Source organism: Rhizobium viscosum (assembly GCF_014873945.1).
GTDB classification, from domain to species: Bacteria; Pseudomonadota; Alphaproteobacteria; order Rhizobiales; family Rhizobiaceae; genus Rhizobium; species Rhizobium viscosum.
In genome coordinates this window covers 3,204,711-3,221,311 of record NZ_JADBEC010000001.1, presented here as the reverse complement: position 1 = coordinate 3,221,311, position 16,601 = coordinate 3,204,711, and the positions used below count along the sequence as shown (strand labels likewise).

Sequence of the window (16,601 nt, the reverse complement as noted above, 5' to 3'; positions counted from 1 at the left end):
CATGCTGATCATCGCAGGTCTCGGCAATCCCGGCGCGAAATATGCCGGCAACCGGCACAATATCGGTTTCATGGCGGTGGATGCGATCTATCGCCGCCACAGCTTTTCGCCCTGGTCGAGAAAGTTCAAGGCAGAGATTTCCGAAGGTGAGCTGGCGGGTGAGAAGGTGCTGTTGATCAAGCCGCAGACTTTCATGAACCTGTCGGGCGAAGCCGTTGGCGAAGCCATGCGCTTCTATAAGCTGCAGCCTTCCGATCTCGTGGCGATCTATGACGAACTCGATTTGCCGGCCGGCAAGGCGCGGCTGAAGACCGGCGGCGGTCATGGCGGCCACAACGGCATCAAGTCGCTCGACGCGCATTGCGGTAAGGAATACCGCCGACTGCGCCTCGGTATCGGCCATCCCGGCGTCAAGGAGCTGGTGCATAACCATGTGCTCGGCGATTTCGCCAAGGTCGACAGCGACTGGCTGGAACCGCTTCTCGACACGCTCGCCGACAATGCCGACATGCTGGTCCGCAATGAAGATTCCCAGCTGATGAACAAGATTGCGCTGGCGCTCGGCGGCAAGGCGGAAGAGGAAAAGCCGAAGCCGGAGAAGAAGCCAGCGGGAAAGTCCCACATTCACCAGGCCCGCAATCACGGCCAGCAGAAGCTTCCGGCGACAGGCCCTATGGCCGAGATGCTGAAAAAGATGTTCGGCAACAAGAGCGACTGAACGCGATGGCCGGTGGCGATTTCAGCATCCGGCCTGCGGCCGTCGGCGATCTGCAGGGCCTGACCACGCTCTACCAGCACCTCAGCCCGACCGATCCGGTCCTCGCTCCCGATGTGGCAATGGAACGCTTTTCCGCCATCCTGGCGCAGCCCGGCATGGCGGTCTTGATCGGCTTTGCCGGCGAGATCGCTGCCGCGACTGTCACGCTGATCATCGTCCCCAACCTGACGCGCAATGGCGCCTCCTATGCACTGATCGAAAACGTCGTCACCCACGCCGATCACCGCATGCAAGGTTATGCCGGCAAGCTCATCCGGCATGCGATCGCGCAAGCCTGGAATGCCGGCTGCTACAAGGTCATGCTGCTGACCGGATCGAAGAACCCGGCGACACTGCGTTTCTATGAAAACTGTGGTTTCACGCAGGACAAGACCGGCTACCAAATCCGCCGGCAGTCTTGAGACGCCGACTCTATTCCTCGGGCTCGGTGGTAAACATCAGTGGAAAGCCCATTTCCTTGGCAAGGTCGATGGCTTCCTTGGCCTTCGTCTCCGCAATATCCCTGGTACAGACCACGACTACGCAGGAGCCGAGCTTGTGTGCCGTCATCATCACGCGGTAGCCGGCCTCCTCGCTCATGCGGAAGACAACCTTCAGCACCACGATGACGAATTCGCGCGGCGTATAATCGTCATTGACGAGAATGACCTTGTAGAGCTTCGGCTTGTCCAGCTTGGGCTTCACCCTGGTCTTGGGTTTTAAGGCAATGTCGTTGTCAACCATCGGAAATCCGCCCGTTGATGACATGGGAAGGGGTTTCGATCTAACTAAACTTTTTTGATTGCAGAATTTCGACACCTGATGCCGGAAAAATCCCACGAGGTAAGAATAAGGCTGCCAAGCCCTGACGGCAAGGGAGCGGCGAGAAAAGCGCTCTAAGACTTGACCGCTCCCCTCCTTTATCCCATAGGCACGGCCAAGGAATTCTAGAGAACAGCAGGTTTCAGCCATGGGCTTCAAATGCGGTATCGTCGGCCTGCCGAATGTCGGCAAGTCGACCCTCTTCAACGCACTCACCAAGACGGCGGCCGCACAGGCGGCGAACTATCCTTTCTGCACGATCGAACCGAACACCGGCGAAGTGGCCGTTCCCGACGCGCGCATGCAGAAGCTTGCCAATGTCGCCAAGTCGAAGGAAATCATCCCGACCCGCATCAACTTCGTCGATATTGCCGGCCTCGTGCGTGGCGCCTCGAAGGGTGAAGGTCTCGGCAACCAGTTCCTCGCCAATATCCGCGAAGTCGATGCCATCGTGCATGTGTTGCGCTGCTTCGAAGACGGCGACATCACCCACGTGGAAGGCCGCATCGACCCGGTTGCCGATGCCGAGACGATCGAGACCGAACTGATGCTCGCCGATCTCGACAGCCTTGAGCGCCGCACGGAGCAGACCCGCAAGCGCGCCACCAGCAAGGACAAGGATTCCATGGCGATGCTGCCGATCATGGAAGCCTCGCTGGCGCTGCTGCAGGACGGCAAACCAGTTCGCACGCTGCTTTCGAAGCTCGATGCAGAAGAGACCAACATCCTGAAGGGCCTCAACCTTCTGACATCGCACCCGGTCCTCTACGTCTGCAACGTCGCCGAAGGCGATGCCGCAACCGGCAACAAATATACCGAGGCCGTCGCCGCTATGGCCAAGGCTCAGGGTGCCGAAACAGTCACCATCTCGGCTGCGATCGAATCTGAAGTCGCCCAGCTTCCGGACGAAGAGGCCAAGGAATTCCTCTCGGCACTCGGCCTCGATGAGGCAGGCCTCGACCGCCTGATCCGCGCCGGCTACAAGCTGCTTCACCTGATCACCTATTTCACGGTCGGACCGAAGGAAACGCGCGCCTGGACGATCGAACGTGGCACCAAGGCGCCGCAGGCCGCTGGCGTCATCCACTCCGATTTCGAACGTGGCTTCATCCGCGCCAATACGATCGCCTATGACGACTACATCCAGTTTGGCGGCGAAGTCGGCGCCAAGGAAGCCGGCAAGGCACGCGACGAAGGCAAGGAATATGTCGTTCAGGACGGCGACGTCATCCACTTCCGCTTCAACACCTGATTGACCAGAGCATGTCGCGCTTTGCGTCAGCGACATGAGGAAAAGCAAGACCTGAAACGCGGGAAGCGGATCTCAAAAGACCGTGACACGCTTCAGCTGCCGCTCAGCCGGGCGGCAGCCTTTCCACTACGCCTGAGGGCAAGGCGTGCAGCACCATGCGCCGAAGTGGCATCCATCCCGTACCGATGACGAGCACGATCACGCCGACAATGATCAGCGTCCCGAACACGTAAGTATCGACGGTCGCACTCCCCTGCTGGAATATCCCATAGATCGCCAAGCCCAGCGTCAGCAGGCCTGATGTCACGAAAGCGCGCCGGTCGATGATCAGGCCAATCAGCATCAGCAGCGCGACGATTACGACGACAACAGGCGTCTTGAAGGAGTTCGCATCCATGATATCCAGCCAGCCGCCGTCGAGTGAGAGCAATATCCGGATGCTGTAAAGCAGGGCGGGCGCGGCGACGAGATGAAGCCAGAAGGCGACATCCGATCGCGTCGTGCGGCGAAACCTGTCGCTGAGATCGAAGCCGAGCGCGGCGACGAACAGGCCGACCGCGCAGGCAAACAGGATGACCGACACGAGAGTCGGATGGTTGAGGATGAAGGCATCGTCGCCGCTCCCCCATTGCAGCAGGCGGAAGACAAGCGCGAGCACGAGGGCCAGCCCCGAGAAGATGGAGAGTGCGAGCGCAAGCGGCACACGGTAGCGCAGGTAGAAAAGCCCCATGATGACGGGAAATGCGACGATGAACCTATCGATGCCATCGCCTGTCAGCCACAGATCGGCATTGGAGGGATAGACCGACAGCATCATCCGGAAGGTCCAGAAAAAAACCGCCAGCGTCAGCACGACAGCCGGCAGCGCGAGGCGCTGGCGCTTCACGAGGATTTCCGCCAGCACCAGGATCGCCGGCAGCACCGTATAGAGCGAGGCAAGCCCCCAGAGGCCTGCAAGTGCGATGAGAATGCCGATAGTGATCAGTACGTCGTGGAACCCACGCACGAAACGCGGTGTCTCGGTATCAGACCAGGCAGGTTCTTGAGGCTCGGCCGCCCGCGCCTCGACGATCACGCCACGCGCTGCAAGGAACGGCGCCAGCCGCTCACCGGCCTCTGCGGTGATCAACCCCTCCCGCGCTGCCTCATCGAGTATCGACCTTAGTTCAGCCATTCTGGTTCGCCCCTATGGAATCATTGAGCCCGGGCGGATGCTATTGTAAGCAATGAGGCCTGCCTATGATGAGAGACCCTGATGCCTGCAGAAAAGCTCGCCCATGAGGATTTCCAGCCCGGCCGGCGCTTCCCGCTCGGCCCGAAGCCGGTAACGGCTGCCGAAATCATCGAATTCGCCGCGGAGTTCGACCCGCAGCCCATGCATCTGGACGAGACCGCGGGCCGTGCCAGCATCCTCGGCGGCCTCGCAGCATCCGGCTGGCACACCTCGGCAATGTTCATGCGCATGATGGCCGACAGCTATGTGTTGAATTCTCTCTGCGAAGGTGCACCCGGCGTCGATTTCATGGAGTGGCGCAAGCCGGTGCTGTCAGGCGATACGCTTTCCGGCCATTCGACGGTGCTGGAGGCGCGTGCCCTTCGCTCGCGTCCGGGCCTCGGCATCGTCAAGTTTCGCCACGAGGTGGAAAACCAGCGCGGCGAACTGGTCTGCCTATCAGAAAATTCTGTTATCTTCGGTATGCGTGGCAACCCGGAGGGCAGCGCATGAGAATGACCGAACTCTACGCCGCCGGTGAGAAGAGCGAGATCGGCACCTACGTCTTCACGGAGGAAAAGATCCTCAGCTTCGCCCGGAAATACGATCCGCAGCGCTTCCATACCGACAAGGATGCGGCCAAGGACAGCATGTTCGGCGGGCTCTGCGCCTCCGGATGGCATACGACGGCCGCATGGATGCAGTGTTTCCTCAAATACTGGATGGCGGAGATTGGCCGGCTGAAGAGGGAAGGCCTGGAGCCGCCGAACCTCGGCCCCTCACCCGGTTTCCAGAAGCTGCAATGGATGAAGCCGGTCTTTGTCGACGAGATGGTCAGCTATTCCGTGACCTTTCTCTCCGGCCGCCCGCTTGCGTCGCGGCCGGGCTGGCATGTCAACAGCATCCTCTGCGAAGGCGTCAATCAGGACGGTATTCCCGTCATCCGCTTCGAAAGCAGCGTGCTGGAATTCGAGTAATGCGGACAGAAGCAATTCCAGCAAACGCCTGTAACGGCTCTGCTGAAATTGACATGCTCAATGGCCGGCAAACTCGACGAGCGTGTGCACGTCGACACCGAGGTCTTCGAGCTTCTTGCGGCCGCCGAGATCCGGCAGGTCGATGACGAAGCAGGCGCCGACAACCTCCGCGCCGATCTGACGAAGAAGCTGTGTTGCGCCGACAGCCGTGCCGCCCGTCGCGATCAGATCGTCAACGAGGATCACCTTCTCTCCCGGCTGGACGGCATCACGGTGCATTTCCATCTCGTCCACGCCATACTCCAAGCTATAGGCGATGCGCACCGTGTCATGCGGCAGCTTGCCCTTCTTGCGGATCGGCACGAAGCCCGAGGAAAGCTGATGCGCAACCGCGCCGCCGAGGATGAAGCCCCGCGCTTCCATGCCGGCGATCTTGTCGACCTTCAGACCAGCGTAGGGCTGCACGAGTTCATCGACCGCGCGGCGGAAGGCACGGGGATTGCCGAGCAACGTGGTGATGTCGCGAAAGATGATGCCGGGCTTGGGGTAATCCGGAATGGAGCGGATGCTGGCCGCAAGCTCCGAAAGCGTATTGTTCATCGAAAATCCGTATCTGCGAGGAGCACAAAACGCCCGCACACTATCAACTGCGCCGGGTCAAACCAAATAAAAAAGGCGGCTAAAAAGCCGCCTTTCCCGATGAGATTGGATAATCTCAGTGGTCAGTGCGCGCGTAGACCGAACGTTTGGTCAGATAGATCAGCACAGTGAAGATCAGCAGGAAGACCATGACCATGAAGCCGGTACGCTTGCGTTCTTCGAGATGCGGCTCGGACGCCCACATCAGGAACGACGAGACATCCTTGGCGTACTGATCGACCGTCTGCGGCGAACCATCGTCATAGGTGACCTGGTCGTCGGAGAGCGGCTTCGGCATGGCGAAGGCAGCGGCAGCGTGGAAATACGGGTTGTAATGCGCGCCTGCCGGAACCTGGAAGCCAGCCGGCGGCTCTTCATAACCGGTCAGCAGCGAGTAGATATAGTCCGGGCCGCTTTCCTGATACTGGGTGAAGATATCGAAGACGAACTGCGGGAAACCGCGCTCGACTTCGCGTGCCTTCGCAAGCAGCGACATGTCGGGCGGAGCCGCACCATTATTGGCGGCAGCAGCTGCCTCCGCATTCGGATAGGGCGACGGGAAGTGGTCGGACGGAACTGCCTTGCGGGTGAACATTTCGCCGCTGGTGTCCGGACCGTCCTGGACTTCATAATTGGCAGCGAAGGTCTTCACCTGCGCATCCGAATAGCCGAGATCGCTCAGCGTGCGGAACGGTACGAGGTTCATCGAGTGGCAGGCGGCACAGACTTCCGTATAGACCTTCAGGCCGCGCTGGAGCTGGCCCTTGTCGTAATGGCCGAACGGACCCGCGAAGGTCCAGTCGATTTCCTTGGGCTCCTTCAACGGATAATGCGGCGTGGCGCTTTCCTCATGGTGAGCGGCCGGAGCCGCTGCTTCCTGAGCAAAAGCCACACCGGCGGCACCGGCTGTGACAGCGAGCGACAGAATGCTTGCAACAAGCTTTTTCATGTTTCTATTCCTTACCGTCGCTCGCTCAGGCCTTGGCCGCAGCAATCTTGTTGCGCTTTTCGAGCACCGCTTCAGTGATCGAGTTCGGAATGCGGCGCGGTGTTTCCACCAGACCGAGAACCGGCATCGCGACCAGGAAGAAGGCGAAATAGAGCAGTGTGCAGAACTGCGAGATCGCCGTGTAGATGCCTTCCGCCGGCTGCGAACCGAGCCAGCCGAGGATGATCGCGTTGATCACGAACAGCCAGTAGAACAGCTTGAACCACGGACGATAAACCGCCGAGCGCACCTTCGAAGTGTCGAGCCAGGGAAGGAAGAACAGCACGATAATGGCACCGAACATGACGAGAACGCCGCCGAGCTTGGAGTCGATCGGACCAACGTTGAAGGTGATCGAACGCAGCATCGCGTAGAACGGCAGGAAGTACCATTCCGGAACGATATGGGCTGGTGTCTTCAGCGGGTCGGCCGGAATGTAGTTGTCGGCATGGCCGAGATAGTTCGGCAGGTAGAAGACGAAGTATGCATAGACGATCAGGAAGACCGAGACGCCGAGCGCATCCTTGAGCGTTGCATAAGGCGTGAAACGAACCGTGTCCGTCTTGGTCTTGACCTCGACGCCAGTTGGGTTCGTCTGGCCGGTAACGTGCAGCGCCCAGATGTGCAGGACGACAACGCCTGCGATCATGAAGGGCAGCAGGTAGTGCAGCGAGAAGAAACGGTTCAGCGTCGGCTGGTCGACGGCAAAGCCGCCGAGCAGGAACTGCTGAACCCATTCGCCAACCAGAGGGAAAGCCGAGAAAAAGCCGGTGATGACGGTCGCGCCCCAGAAGGACATCTGGCCCCAGGGCAGAACGTAGCCCATGAAGCCGGTCGCCATCATCAGCAGGTAAATGACGACGCCGAGGATCCAGAGGATTTCGCGCGGTGCCTTGTAGGAGCCGTAGTAGAGGCCACGGGCGATGTGCAGGTAGACGGCAACGAAGAAGAAGGATGCGCCGTTGGCATGCAGGTAGCGCAGCAGCCAGCCGTGATTGACGTCACGCATGATCTTTTCAACGGAGTTGAAGGCGATCGTCGTGTCGGCGGCATAGTGCATGGCGAGCGTGACGCCCGTCAGGATCTGTACGATCAGCATGACGGCGAGCATGGCGCCAAAGGTGTAAGCATAGTTCAGGTTCCGCGGAACCGGATAGGCAATGAAGCTGTCATAGACCATGCGCGGCAGCGGAAGGCGCGCATCGACCCACTTTTCCAGGCCGGTTGATGGTTCGTAGCTGGAATGGCCACTCATTAATCAGTCTCCCCTCAACCGATCTTGATCTTTGTGTCGGACAAAAACGAAAAGGTCGGAATCGCCAGGTTCTCCGGCGCCGGACCTTTGCGGATGCGGCCGGCCGTGTCGTAGACCGAACCATGGCAGGGACAGAACCAACCATTGTATTCGCCGGCCTGACCGAGCGGAACGCAGCCGAGATGGGTGCAGGTGCCGATCATGACGATCCAGTTTTCCTTATCCTTGCCGCCCGAGCGGTCAGCGCCCGTTGCCGGAGCGTCGGGAGGAAGGTTTGCATTGCGGGCGATCGGGTCCTTGAGATCCGAAAGCTGGACGTCGGCCGCGGCCTTCACTTCTTCCGGCGTGCGGTTGCGGATGAAGATCGGCTTGCCGCGCCACTTGACCGTCAGCGACATGCCGGGCGTAAGGCTCGCGACATCGACTTCGATGGAAGCAAGCGCCAGCGTCGACGCATCCGGACGCATCTGGTCGATAAACGGCCAAGCAACCGCAACGGCGCCGACTGCACCTGCCATACCAGTGGTGAGATAAAGGAAATCACGGCGAGTGGGCTCTGAAGCCTCGCTTGTCGTTACGTGTTCGCTCACGGCTTAACCATCCTCTGCGCAATTGTCGCGGAATTCCGCCCTGCCCCTCCAGAGGCGGCGAATCTATCACAACATATTTCGGCCATAGATTCCCCACCAATCCGGCGCGTTCTATGCTTGATCGCAAATTATGTCCACCCTTGACAAGAGGATGGGGGCACAATGTCGCGGGAAATTTCAGTGAATTTTTTAAGGCAATCACTGGCTTGCAACTTTGCTGCGTTGCAACAAACTAGGGGGCGTGTTAGGCGCTGGTGAGTTTGCCATACGAATTTGGATTTGCGCCGATGAGGCATACTGTTTTCTGCGTATTGAGCGTCCTCATCACGATTGTCCTGGCCCTCGTTTCGCTCCGTTATTTTACCGATTTCTGGCTGCTTTCGCTCGTTTACAGCTTCCAGGTTCATCTCAGCATCGTCTGCGCAGTCGGCGCAGTCATTGCCCTCTTTTTCAGGCGACACTGGTATGGCTTTCTGATGCTGGCGGTAGCAACCTTCCTGAATATCCACGGCGTCATCATGCTGCGCGAATTCGCCGGCAGGACGCCTCCGGAGGATGCCCCCCGCCTTTTCCGGCTCATGTCCTTCAATATCGAGAATGACAATTTTGAAAACGGTGGGCGGATTGCCGATGCCATCCTGGCTTCAGGCGCCGATGTGGTCGATATTATGGAGGCCGAGCCGGTCTTTGCGCAGCTGCCACGGCTTCAGCAGCTCTATCCCTACCGGATCGGCTGCGATGCGAGTGAAAAATGCGATACGCTTGTGCTGTCGAAACGTCCCTTTGTCCGGCAGGAGACCCGCGACATCGGCGAGCTTTGGAAACAGCGGCTCGTGTCGGTTTCGATCGACTTCGATGGAACGCCTGTCGATCTCCTGTTCCCCCATCTCTCCAAACCATATTTTGATGATTTTCAGGCCGACGAGCTTGAGGATCTCACGGCTTTTATGAAGCCTCATACAGGCGCGCTGGTGGTTGCCGGAGATTTCAATTCCTCGATCCTGGCACCGACTATTCAGCACTTTTTGCGCGGGACGGGACTAACGACGGATTTCCCTGAACCCACCACCTGGCCAGTCAGCGCCGGCTCCTTCGGCATCAGCATCGACCATATCTTCGCAAGACCACCGCTGCTCATCCGCGCGACGAGCCGGCTGGAAGACAGCTTCGGCTCGAACCACTACGGCCTAGTCAGCGATTTCGTCCGCGAATACTGAGCGCGTATTGTCATCGCCAGAAGCGAGAAAGCCGCCGGACTGGCGCGCCCAGAGATCGGCATAAAGCCCGCCCTGCCTCAGAAGCGCATCATGCGTGCCTTCTTCGATGATCTTGCCGCGGTCGATCACGACAAGCCTGTCGAGCGCGGCGATCGTCGAAAGCCGATGGGCAATCGCAAGCACCGTCTTGCCTTCCATCACGCGGTTCAGGTTTGACTGGATCGCCTCTTCCACTTCTGAATCAAGCGCCGACGTCGCCTCGTCGAGAACGAGGATCGGTGCATCCTTCAGCAACACACGCGCAATAGCGATACGCTGGCGCTGACCGCCAGAGAGCTTGACCCCGCGCTCGCCGACATGCGCGTCAAAACCCTTGCGGCCCTGTTGATCCCGCAGCCGCTCGATGAAATCGAGCGCTTCGGCGCGTCTGGCGGCCTCGACAAGGCGTTCCTCTCCGGCATCAGGCCGGCCGAAAAGGATGTTGTCACGCACGGAGCGATGCAGCAGCGACGTATCTTGGCTGACCATGCCGATCTGCATACGCAATGATTCCTGGGTGACGGCGGCGATATCCTGCCCATCGATCAAGATACGCCCGCCCTCGAGATCGTAGAGACGCAGGAGAATATTCACGAGCGTCGACTTGCCCGCACCGGAGCGGCCGATGATGCCGACCTTTTCGCCGGGACGGATCGTCAAGGAAAAATTGTCGATGACCGAATTCTCCTTGCCGTAGTGGAAGGAAACATTCTCGAAACGGATACCCGGCTGCTTGATGACGAGTTCCTTCGCATCGGGGCGGTTGACGAGATGCAGCGGCTGGGAAATCAGCTCCGCCGCGTTCTGAATGGTGCCGAGATTGCGCATGATGCCGTTGAACTGGGTCATCAACCGCCCGAGCAGAAAGTTCAACCGCAGAACCAGCGTCAGCGAAAAGGCGACCCCACCCGAGCTGATCAGCCCACGCAGCCACAGATCGACGCTGAGGCCGGCCATGGTGACGATCATCAGGCCTGAGAGCAGCGCCATAGACGCACGAACGCCGGTGATGAAGCGCGTGAACTTTAGCACCGTTTCCTGATAGGCGTTGAAGCCGTCAAGCATGTAGCGGTCGCTCTCCTCGTCGCGTGCGAAGAGCTTCAGCGTCTGGATATTGCTATAGGCATCGACGATGCGGCCATTGAGCAGCGAAGCTGCCTCCGCAGTTTCCCGCGAGTGATAGCGGATGCGCGGCACGAAATAGCGGGCGAGCACGCTGAAAGCCGCCAGCCAGAAGAGAACCACCGCCGCCAGCGAAAAATCGAGCTGCCCGACCAAAACCAGCGTCGTGACGGCATAGATGCCGACGAACCATACACTTTCCATCAGCGACGTCACGAGATCGCCTGTCGCCTGCCCCGCCGACCAGACCTTGGTAACGATACGGCCGGAAAAATCACTCTGGAAAAAGGCGAGAGACTGGCGCGACACATGCAGATAGGACTGCCAGCGCGCCAGATTATAAAATCCCGGTGTGATGACCTGCTGGTCGATCAGCGCAATCAGGAATGCGACGACGAAACGAACGATGCCGATCAGCGCCAGCATGCCGAAAATCTCGCTGCCATGAGCAGCCAGGAGCGTACTCCAGCCGTCTTCGGGCTTGATGGTACTGAGGATATCGACGAGGCGCCCCACGAACCAGAAAAGAGCTGCTTCGATCGCCGCCGACATGCCGCCGAGCACTAGCATGGCGATAAACGGCCACTTGGCCTGGCCGATATAGAACCAGATGAATCCGAATGTATTGCGCGGCGGTTGAAGATTGTCGCGAGCGCGGAAGGGATCTATCCAGGTTTCGAACAGGCGAAGGATCGGAGTGAGCAGCATCACCGCGATATAGGCCCGTTCAGAATTGCGGCAAAGAGAATATAAAGCGGACGCAACCTTATATTTTCGTAATGATCGGTAATATCGGCGTCATCTCCATTGATACGGGTGGAAGCAGCCACGATCTCGTGCCATGATCGCGTCTTACCGGAGACCGCAGATATGGAAACGAAAACGCTCAATGCGCATCTTCCGCTTTCCCTTGCGGAAAAGCTCGACGCCCTGGCGGACGCGCTGGATGTGCCGCGTGACAGCATCGTGACGGAAGCCATAGCAAACTGGATAGAACGGGAGGAACGGCTGCGGATTTTCACGCTTCAGTCGCTTGCCTCGAACTCGATCGTTGTCGTGGAGCATCATCGCGTCATCGACTGGGCCGACAGCCTCTGCGCCGACCGAGTCCGCACGCTCTAAGCGGAAAATTGATTTCCTCAACAGGACAAAAGAAAAGCCCTCCCCGCAGAAACGGGAAGGGCTTATTTTACTGGGCTGCGACTTCGGTCTCTTCCTCGTGATCGGCGAGGAAGCCGCCGGACTGGCGATTCCACAGATCGGCATAGATGCCGCCATGGCTGACCAGTTCGCCATGCGTGCCGCTTTCGATGATGCGGCCCTTGTCGAGCACGATCAGCCGGTCCATCTCGGTCAACGTCGACAGGCGGTGAGCGATCGCGATGACGGTCTTGCCTTCCATCAGCGCGAAGAGGTTTTCCTGGATCGCCGCTTCCACTTCGGAATCGAGCGCCGAGGTCGCCTCGTCGAGCACCAGGATCGGCGCGTCCTTCAGGAAGACGCGTGCGATCGCGATGCGCTGACGCTGGCCGCCGGAGAGTTTCACACCGCGCTCGCCGACCTGTGCATCAAGCCCCTTGCGGCCGTGCATATCGACAAGACTTTCAACGAACTCCCAGGCATTGGCCCGCCTTGCCGCCTCGATCACATCCTCATCGGTCGCGTCGGGGCGTCCATAAGCGATGTTATCGCGGATAGAGCGGTGCAGCAGCGACGTATCCTGCGTCACAACGCCGATCAACGCCCGAAGGCTATCCTGCGACACCTCGGAAATATCCTGGCCGTCGATGGTGATGCGCCCGGACTCCAGATCGTAGAAACGCAGGAGCAGGTTCATCAGGGTCGTCTTGCCCGCACCTGAGCGTCCGACGAGACCGACCTTCTCGCCTGCCTTGATATCGAGCGACAGATTGTCGATGACGCCCTTGCCCTTACCGTAGTGGAAGCCGATGCGCTCGTAATGGATCGCACCCTTCTTCGCGGTGAGCTTGGGCGCATCGGGCTTGTCGACGATATCGTGCTGCTTCGACATCATCTCCATGCCGTCATAGACGGTGCCGATGTTTTCGAAGAGCGCCGAGACTTCCCACATGATCCACTGCGACATGCCGTTGACGCGCATCGCAAGGCCGATGGCGATCGAAATCGCACCGACCGAGATCGTGCCGTTCAGCCACAGCCAGATGGACAGGCTGGAAATGATGAACAGTGAAATGCAGTTGTTCAGGTAGACGCTCATATGGAAGAGCGTCACCTTGCGCATCTGCCTGTGTACCGTGTCCAGGAAGCCCTCCATGCTCTCCTTGGCATAGACCTCTTCTCGGCCTGCATGGGAAAACAGTTTCACGGTGGCAATGTTCGTATAGCTATCCACTACGCGGCCGGTCATCAGCGAGCGCGCATCTGCCTGCTGCGCCGCAATCTTGCGAAGCCGCGGCACGAAATAGGCGACGATGCCTATATAGACGCCGAGCCAGGCGAGGATCGGCAGCATCAGCCGCCAGTCGGCAGCCGCGATGATGACGATCATCGACAGAAAGTAGGTCACGACATAGACGAAGACGTCGAGGATCTTCATGACCGTTTCGCGCACGGCAAGCGACGTCTGCATGACCTTTGTGGCAACGCGCCCGGCAAACTCGTTGGCAAAGAAGGTCATGCTGTGGCGCAGCAGGAAGCGGTGCATCTGCCAGCGCGCGATCATCGGATAATTGCCGAGCATCATCTGATGCATGATGAGCGAATCGAGACCGGCAACGAGCGGCAGTCCGATCAGCACCAGCGCACCCATCCAGATCAGTTTGTGACCCTCATTCTGTAGGAAGGTCGCCTTATCGGCATTCGTCAACCAGTCGACGATATCGCCAAGGAACTGGAAGAGCGCCACTTCGCCGACTGCGATCAACGCCGTCAGGAAGGCCATGAGCGCAAGCCATCCCGCCGCCGGCTTGCTGTAGTGCCAGCAGAAGGCAAAAAGACCCTTCGGGGGAGCGACCGGCTCCTCGCTCGGATAGGGATTAAGTCGCCGTTCGAACCAGTCAAACATGAAATCGCTCCAGAACTTCCGCGTTCCGGCCCCGGCTTTGCGCTCTTGCGGCGCACGAAAGCACATATGGGAACCGGAGGCTCAAGGGGCGAGGCCGTAATGGCCGCGCAATTATTCAAAATGGGCAATTAGGGGAAAGAAAAGCGCCTTATATGCGCCAGGTCACCAACAGTGGCATCACGGGCGGGAGACGCATCAGCACAAATGTATCCATGTCGGCGCTCCCTGTTGGCGATTGAAGATATGCACCGATAGCGCGAAAATGCCTAAATTTCCAGCCCCGCCAGCTTGGAAAGTGACCATCGAAAGGTCAAAAAGCGTTCTGTTGCCTCAAAATCACAGTTCGGATAGGCCAATTGCGTATCATCTCAACGGACAATTTCCCATGGCAGACCTTAGACTGGCGCTCTATCAACCCGATATACCGGGCAATACCGGAACGATCCTGCGCCTTGCTGCCTGCCTGGGCTTTGCGGTTGACATCATCGAGCCCGCCGGTTTCGACATTTCCGATCGAAACCTGAAGCGGGCGGGCATGGACTATCTGGCAGCCGCGGCGCTCACGCGCCATGTCAATTGGGAACGCTTCGAGGAATGGCGCGCAGCCACCGGCCGCCGCCTGATCCTCGCCACGACGAAAGCATCGCAGCGCTACACGGATTTCGCCTTCCGCCCTGATGATATCCTGCTCTTCGGCCGTGAAAGCGCCGGCGTACCCGATCATGTGCATGAACGTGCCGATGGGCGCGTCCTGATCCCGATGGTGGAAGGCCAGCGTTCGATCAACCTTGCCGTCTCCGCCGCGATGATCACAGGAGAGGCAATGCGGCAGACCGTCTGGTCGTGAACCTGCAGACATGCCGATCTTTGGCGGCCTTCATGTCGCAAACATCGCTTTGAATCGACGCAAAAAGCCCTATATTAATTAGCCAGGCAATCAATAAATCTGCACAAGCAGTGAGATTCCAATGATTTACTCGACTACGGAAACGTAGAATCGAGAAAACCTTCTCAAGAAGAAGAAAAAAACCAGGACCATGGAATCCACAATCGTCATGATCAATCTGTTCGGCGCAATTGCGCTGCTGCTCTTCGGCCTTGCGCAGGTCAAGGACGGCGTCACGCGCGCCTTCGGCGCACGCCTGAGGACCGGGCTTGCGACGGGCACGGCGAACGGGCCGCGCTCGATCCTGTCAGGTTTCCTGGCAACCATCGCCCTGCAAAGTTCGACCGCAACGGCCTTGATGACGGCCTCCTTTGTGGAACGCGACCTCATCAAGCCGCGCATGGCCCAGATCGTACTGCTCGGCGCCAATGTCGGGACTGCCGTGACCGCCTGGATAGTCGCTACCGGCATCGAATGGGTTTCGCCGCTGCTCATTCTTGGCGGGATCGTGCTCTATCGCGGAAAGTCCAGCGCCCGCCACGGCGGCGGCGCGGCCATGATCGGCATCGGCCTTATGCTGCTCTCCCTGCATCTGCTGAGCAATGCGACGGAGCCCATGCGCACGTCGCCGGCACTGGCTGCCTTCATCGGCCTGCTCGGCGATGCCTGGCCCGTTGCTCTGGTTTTTTCCGCAGCACTCGCCTTCATTTCGTCGTCGAGCCTTGCGGTGGTCGTCCTGATCCTGTCGCTCGCGTCAACGGGGATCGTGTCCCCGGAACTGATCATCGTTCTCGTCCTCGGTGCCAATCTCGGCGGCGCGATTCCGCCCGTTGTCGCAACCCTCTCCGGCCCTGCCTCGGCGAGACGCGTCACGCTCGGCAATCTCATCGTCCGCAGTGCGGGTTGCCTGATCGCGCTGCCGCTCGTCGGCTATGCCGCACCACTCCTGCAGATGCTGCCTTTCGGTCCGGCCAAGCTGCCGGTCGATGCGCACTTGATCTTCAACATTCTGCTCGCAGGGCTCGCTTGGCCTTTCTCCAGGGCAGTATCCACCTTCACCGCCCGGCTCGTGCCCGACGACGCTCAGCCGGATCAGGGGCCGAAATTCCTCGACATACAGGAACTATCGACCCCCGTTGTGGCGCTTGCCAGCGCGACGCGCGAAGTGCTTGGCGTCGGCGATCTTATCGAACGCATGCTGCTGCGCACCTCGGAGGCTTTCGAACACGACGACATGTCCAAGCTCGCCGAGATCCCAGCGCTCGAAAAGCGCGTCGACCTGCTGCAGCAGGAGGTGAAGGTCTATCTCTCCAAGCTCGGCCGCGGCGGTCTCAGCGACGAGAATGCCCGCCGCTCTATCGTTATCATCGACTACGCGATCAATCTCGAGCATATCGGCGACATCATCGAGAAAGGCTTGCTGGAGCAGGTCGGCAAGAAAGTCTCGCTCGGCCTGAAATTCTCTGAAGACGGCTACAAGGAATTGCGCAAGCTCTTTGATCTGACGATCGACAACCTGCGCGTCGCCCAGACCATCTTCGTCACCCGCGACTTCAATCTCGCTCGGCAGATGATGGAAGTGAAGGTCGAGGTTCGCCGAATGGAAAAGCAATCGGCCGAGCGGCATCTCGAGCGGCTGCGCGACGGGCGTGCCGACAGCCTCCAGACGAGTTCACTTCATCTCGATATGCTGCGTGACCTGAAGCGTATCAATGCGCACATCGTCTCAGTGGCGCATCCGATCCTCGACGAAAGCGGCCTTCTGATCGAAAGCCGCCTGCGTAAAGCAGCCGAATAA

At 59.2% G+C, this 16,601-nt stretch carries 17 protein-coding genes; 9 read left to right on the top strand and 8 right to left on the bottom strand.

The window, feature by feature from the left end:
- Position 1: 1 nt before the first annotated feature.
- Positions 2-718 (top strand): aminoacyl-tRNA hydrolase, encoded by a 717-nt coding sequence (gene pth / locus H4W29_RS15770; protein WP_192729742.1) that lies wholly within the window; start codon positions 2-4, stop codon positions 716-718.
- Positions 719-723: 5 nt separating this feature from the next.
- Complete coding sequence (locus H4W29_RS15765) at positions 724-1,179, top strand: GNAT family N-acetyltransferase (protein ID WP_192729741.1); 456 nt, start codon at positions 724-726, stop codon at positions 1,177-1,179.
- A 10-nt stretch (positions 1,180-1,189) separates the two neighbouring features.
- Here the strand turns inward: H4W29_RS15765 and clpS are convergent, their stop codons facing one another.
- Complete coding sequence (gene clpS / locus H4W29_RS15760) at positions 1,190-1,501, bottom strand: ATP-dependent Clp protease adapter ClpS (protein WP_192729740.1); 312 nt, start codon at positions 1,499-1,501, stop codon at positions 1,190-1,192.
- A gap of 226 nt (positions 1,502-1,727) precedes the next feature.
- Between clpS and ychF the strand changes: the two genes are divergently transcribed.
- The gene (gene ychF / locus H4W29_RS15755) at positions 1,728-2,831 is read left to right on the top strand and encodes a redox-regulated ATPase YchF (protein WP_192729739.1); all 1,104 of its coding nucleotides are present in this window, start codon (positions 1,728-1,730) and stop codon (positions 2,829-2,831) included.
- Between the two features lie 103 nt (positions 2,832-2,934).
- Here ychF and H4W29_RS15750 read toward each other — a convergent pair whose 3' ends face one another.
- A complete protein-coding gene (locus tag H4W29_RS15750) occupies positions 2,935-4,005 on the bottom strand; it encodes a hypothetical protein (RefSeq protein WP_192729738.1) in 1,071 nt (356 codons plus the stop codon).
- 81 nt (positions 4,006-4,086) lie between these two features.
- Between H4W29_RS15750 and H4W29_RS15745 the strand changes: the two genes are divergently transcribed.
- On the top strand, positions 4,087-4,557 hold the full coding sequence (locus H4W29_RS15745; RefSeq protein WP_192729737.1) for a MaoC family dehydratase: 471 nt from the start codon (positions 4,087-4,089) through the stop codon (positions 4,555-4,557).
- Entirely contained in the window at positions 4,554-5,021 is a 468-nt protein-coding gene (locus tag H4W29_RS15740; RefSeq protein ID WP_192729736.1) for a MaoC/PaaZ C-terminal domain-containing protein, read from the top strand. Before H4W29_RS15745 ends, H4W29_RS15740 begins: the two co-directional genes overlap by 4 nt.
- Before the next feature lie 57 nt (positions 5,022-5,078).
- Here H4W29_RS15740 and H4W29_RS15735 read toward each other — a convergent pair whose 3' ends face one another.
- The 4 genes from H4W29_RS15735 to petA all read right to left on the bottom strand — a co-directional run bounded on the left by H4W29_RS15735 (position 5,079) and on the right by petA (position 8,493).
- Positions 5,079-5,621 carry an adenine phosphoribosyltransferase gene (locus tag H4W29_RS15735; RefSeq protein ID WP_007824424.1) on the bottom strand — a complete coding sequence of 181 codons (543 nt, stop codon included), beginning with the start codon at positions 5,619-5,621 and terminating at the stop codon, positions 5,079-5,081.
- 115 nt (positions 5,622-5,736) lie between these two features.
- Positions 5,737-6,609 (bottom strand): cytochrome c1, encoded by an 873-nt coding sequence (locus tag H4W29_RS15730; protein WP_192729735.1) that lies wholly within the window; start codon positions 6,607-6,609, stop codon positions 5,737-5,739.
- A gap of 25 nt (positions 6,610-6,634) precedes the next feature.
- Positions 6,635-7,903 carry a cytochrome b gene (locus tag H4W29_RS15725; protein WP_192729734.1) on the bottom strand — a complete coding sequence of 423 codons (1,269 nt, stop codon included), beginning with the start codon at positions 7,901-7,903 and terminating at the stop codon, positions 6,635-6,637.
- Positions 7,904-7,917: 14 nt separating this feature from the next.
- Positions 7,918-8,493 (bottom strand): ubiquinol-cytochrome c reductase iron-sulfur subunit, encoded by a 576-nt coding sequence (gene petA / locus H4W29_RS15720; RefSeq protein ID WP_192729733.1) that lies wholly within the window; start codon positions 8,491-8,493, stop codon positions 7,918-7,920.
- A gap of 287 nt (positions 8,494-8,780) precedes the next feature.
- Between petA and H4W29_RS15715 the strand changes: the two genes are divergently transcribed.
- Positions 8,781-9,710 carry an endonuclease/exonuclease/phosphatase family protein gene (locus H4W29_RS15715; protein WP_192729732.1) on the top strand — a complete coding sequence of 310 codons (930 nt, stop codon included), beginning with the start codon at positions 8,781-8,783 and terminating at the stop codon, positions 9,708-9,710.
- Here the strand turns inward: H4W29_RS15715 and H4W29_RS15710 are convergent.
- Entirely contained in the window at positions 9,681-11,579 is a 1,899-nt protein-coding gene (locus H4W29_RS15710; RefSeq protein ID WP_192730752.1) for an ABC transporter ATP-binding protein, read from the bottom strand. The genes H4W29_RS15715 and H4W29_RS15710 overlap by 30 nt on opposite strands.
- Before the next feature lie 162 nt (positions 11,580-11,741).
- On the opposite strand from H4W29_RS15710, the gene H4W29_RS15705 reads away from it, so the two are divergent.
- Positions 11,742-11,993: a CopG family ribbon-helix-helix protein gene (locus H4W29_RS15705; RefSeq protein WP_192729731.1), complete on the top strand. Its 252-nt coding sequence runs from the start codon at positions 11,742-11,744 to the stop codon at positions 11,991-11,993.
- A gap of 67 nt (positions 11,994-12,060) precedes the next feature.
- On the opposite strand, the gene H4W29_RS15700 is transcribed toward H4W29_RS15705, so the two are convergent.
- On the bottom strand, positions 12,061-13,917 hold the full coding sequence (locus H4W29_RS15700; protein ID WP_192729730.1) for an ABC transporter ATP-binding protein: 1,857 nt from the start codon (positions 13,915-13,917) through the stop codon (positions 12,061-12,063).
- A 385-nt stretch (positions 13,918-14,302) separates the two neighbouring features.
- On the opposite strand from H4W29_RS15700, the gene H4W29_RS15695 reads away from it, so the two are divergent.
- Positions 14,303-14,764: a tRNA (cytidine(34)-2'-O)-methyltransferase gene (locus H4W29_RS15695; RefSeq protein WP_192729729.1), complete on the top strand. Its 462-nt coding sequence runs from the start codon at positions 14,303-14,305 to the stop codon at positions 14,762-14,764.
- 190 nt (positions 14,765-14,954) lie between these two features.
- On the top strand, positions 14,955-16,601 hold the full coding sequence (locus tag H4W29_RS15690) for a Na/Pi cotransporter family protein (RefSeq protein ID WP_192729728.1): 1,647 nt from the start codon (positions 14,955-14,957) through the stop codon (positions 16,599-16,601).

Excerpts from the sequence above, each read along its gene's own strand:
- pth (WP_192729742.1), top strand. The coding sequence starts at position 2 with ATGCTGATCATCGCAGGTCTCGGCAATCCCGGCGCGAAATATGCCGGC.
- H4W29_RS15765 (WP_192729741.1), top strand. The coding sequence starts at position 724 with ATGGCCGGTGGCGATTTCAGCATCCGGCCTGCGGCCGTCGGCGATCTG.
- clpS (WP_192729740.1), bottom strand. The coding sequence starts at position 1,501 with ATGGTTGACAACGACATTGCCTTAAAACCCAAGACCAGGGTGAAGCCC.
- ychF (WP_192729739.1), top strand. The coding sequence starts at position 1,728 with ATGGGCTTCAAATGCGGTATCGTCGGCCTGCCGAATGTCGGCAAGTCG.
- H4W29_RS15750 (WP_192729738.1), bottom strand. The coding sequence starts at position 4,005 with ATGGCTGAACTAAGGTCGATACTCGATGAGGCAGCGCGGGAGGGGTTG.
- H4W29_RS15745 (WP_192729737.1), top strand. The coding sequence starts at position 4,087 with ATGCCTGCAGAAAAGCTCGCCCATGAGGATTTCCAGCCCGGCCGGCGC.
- H4W29_RS15740 (WP_192729736.1), top strand. The coding sequence starts at position 4,554 with ATGAGAATGACCGAACTCTACGCCGCCGGTGAGAAGAGCGAGATCGGC.
- H4W29_RS15735 (WP_007824424.1), bottom strand. The coding sequence starts at position 5,621 with ATGAACAATACGCTTTCGGAGCTTGCGGCCAGCATCCGCTCCATTCCG.
- H4W29_RS15730 (WP_192729735.1), bottom strand. The coding sequence starts at position 6,609 with ATGAAAAAGCTTGTTGCAAGCATTCTGTCGCTCGCTGTCACAGCCGGT.
- H4W29_RS15725 (WP_192729734.1), bottom strand. The coding sequence starts at position 7,903 with ATGAGTGGCCATTCCAGCTACGAACCATCAACCGGCCTGGAAAAGTGG.
- H4W29_RS15715 (WP_192729732.1), top strand. The coding sequence starts at position 8,781 with ATGAGGCATACTGTTTTCTGCGTATTGAGCGTCCTCATCACGATTGTC.
- H4W29_RS15710 (WP_192730752.1), bottom strand. The coding sequence starts at position 11,579 with ATGCTGCTCACTCCGATCCTTCGCCTGTTCGAAACCTGGATAGATCCC.
- H4W29_RS15705 (WP_192729731.1), top strand. The coding sequence starts at position 11,742 with ATGGAAACGAAAACGCTCAATGCGCATCTTCCGCTTTCCCTTGCGGAA.
- H4W29_RS15700 (WP_192729730.1), bottom strand. The coding sequence starts at position 13,917 with ATGTTTGACTGGTTCGAACGGCGACTTAATCCCTATCCGAGCGAGGAG.
- H4W29_RS15695 (WP_192729729.1), top strand. The coding sequence starts at position 14,303 with ATGGCAGACCTTAGACTGGCGCTCTATCAACCCGATATACCGGGCAAT.
- H4W29_RS15690 (WP_192729728.1), top strand. The coding sequence starts at position 14,955 with ATGGAATCCACAATCGTCATGATCAATCTGTTCGGCGCAATTGCGCTG.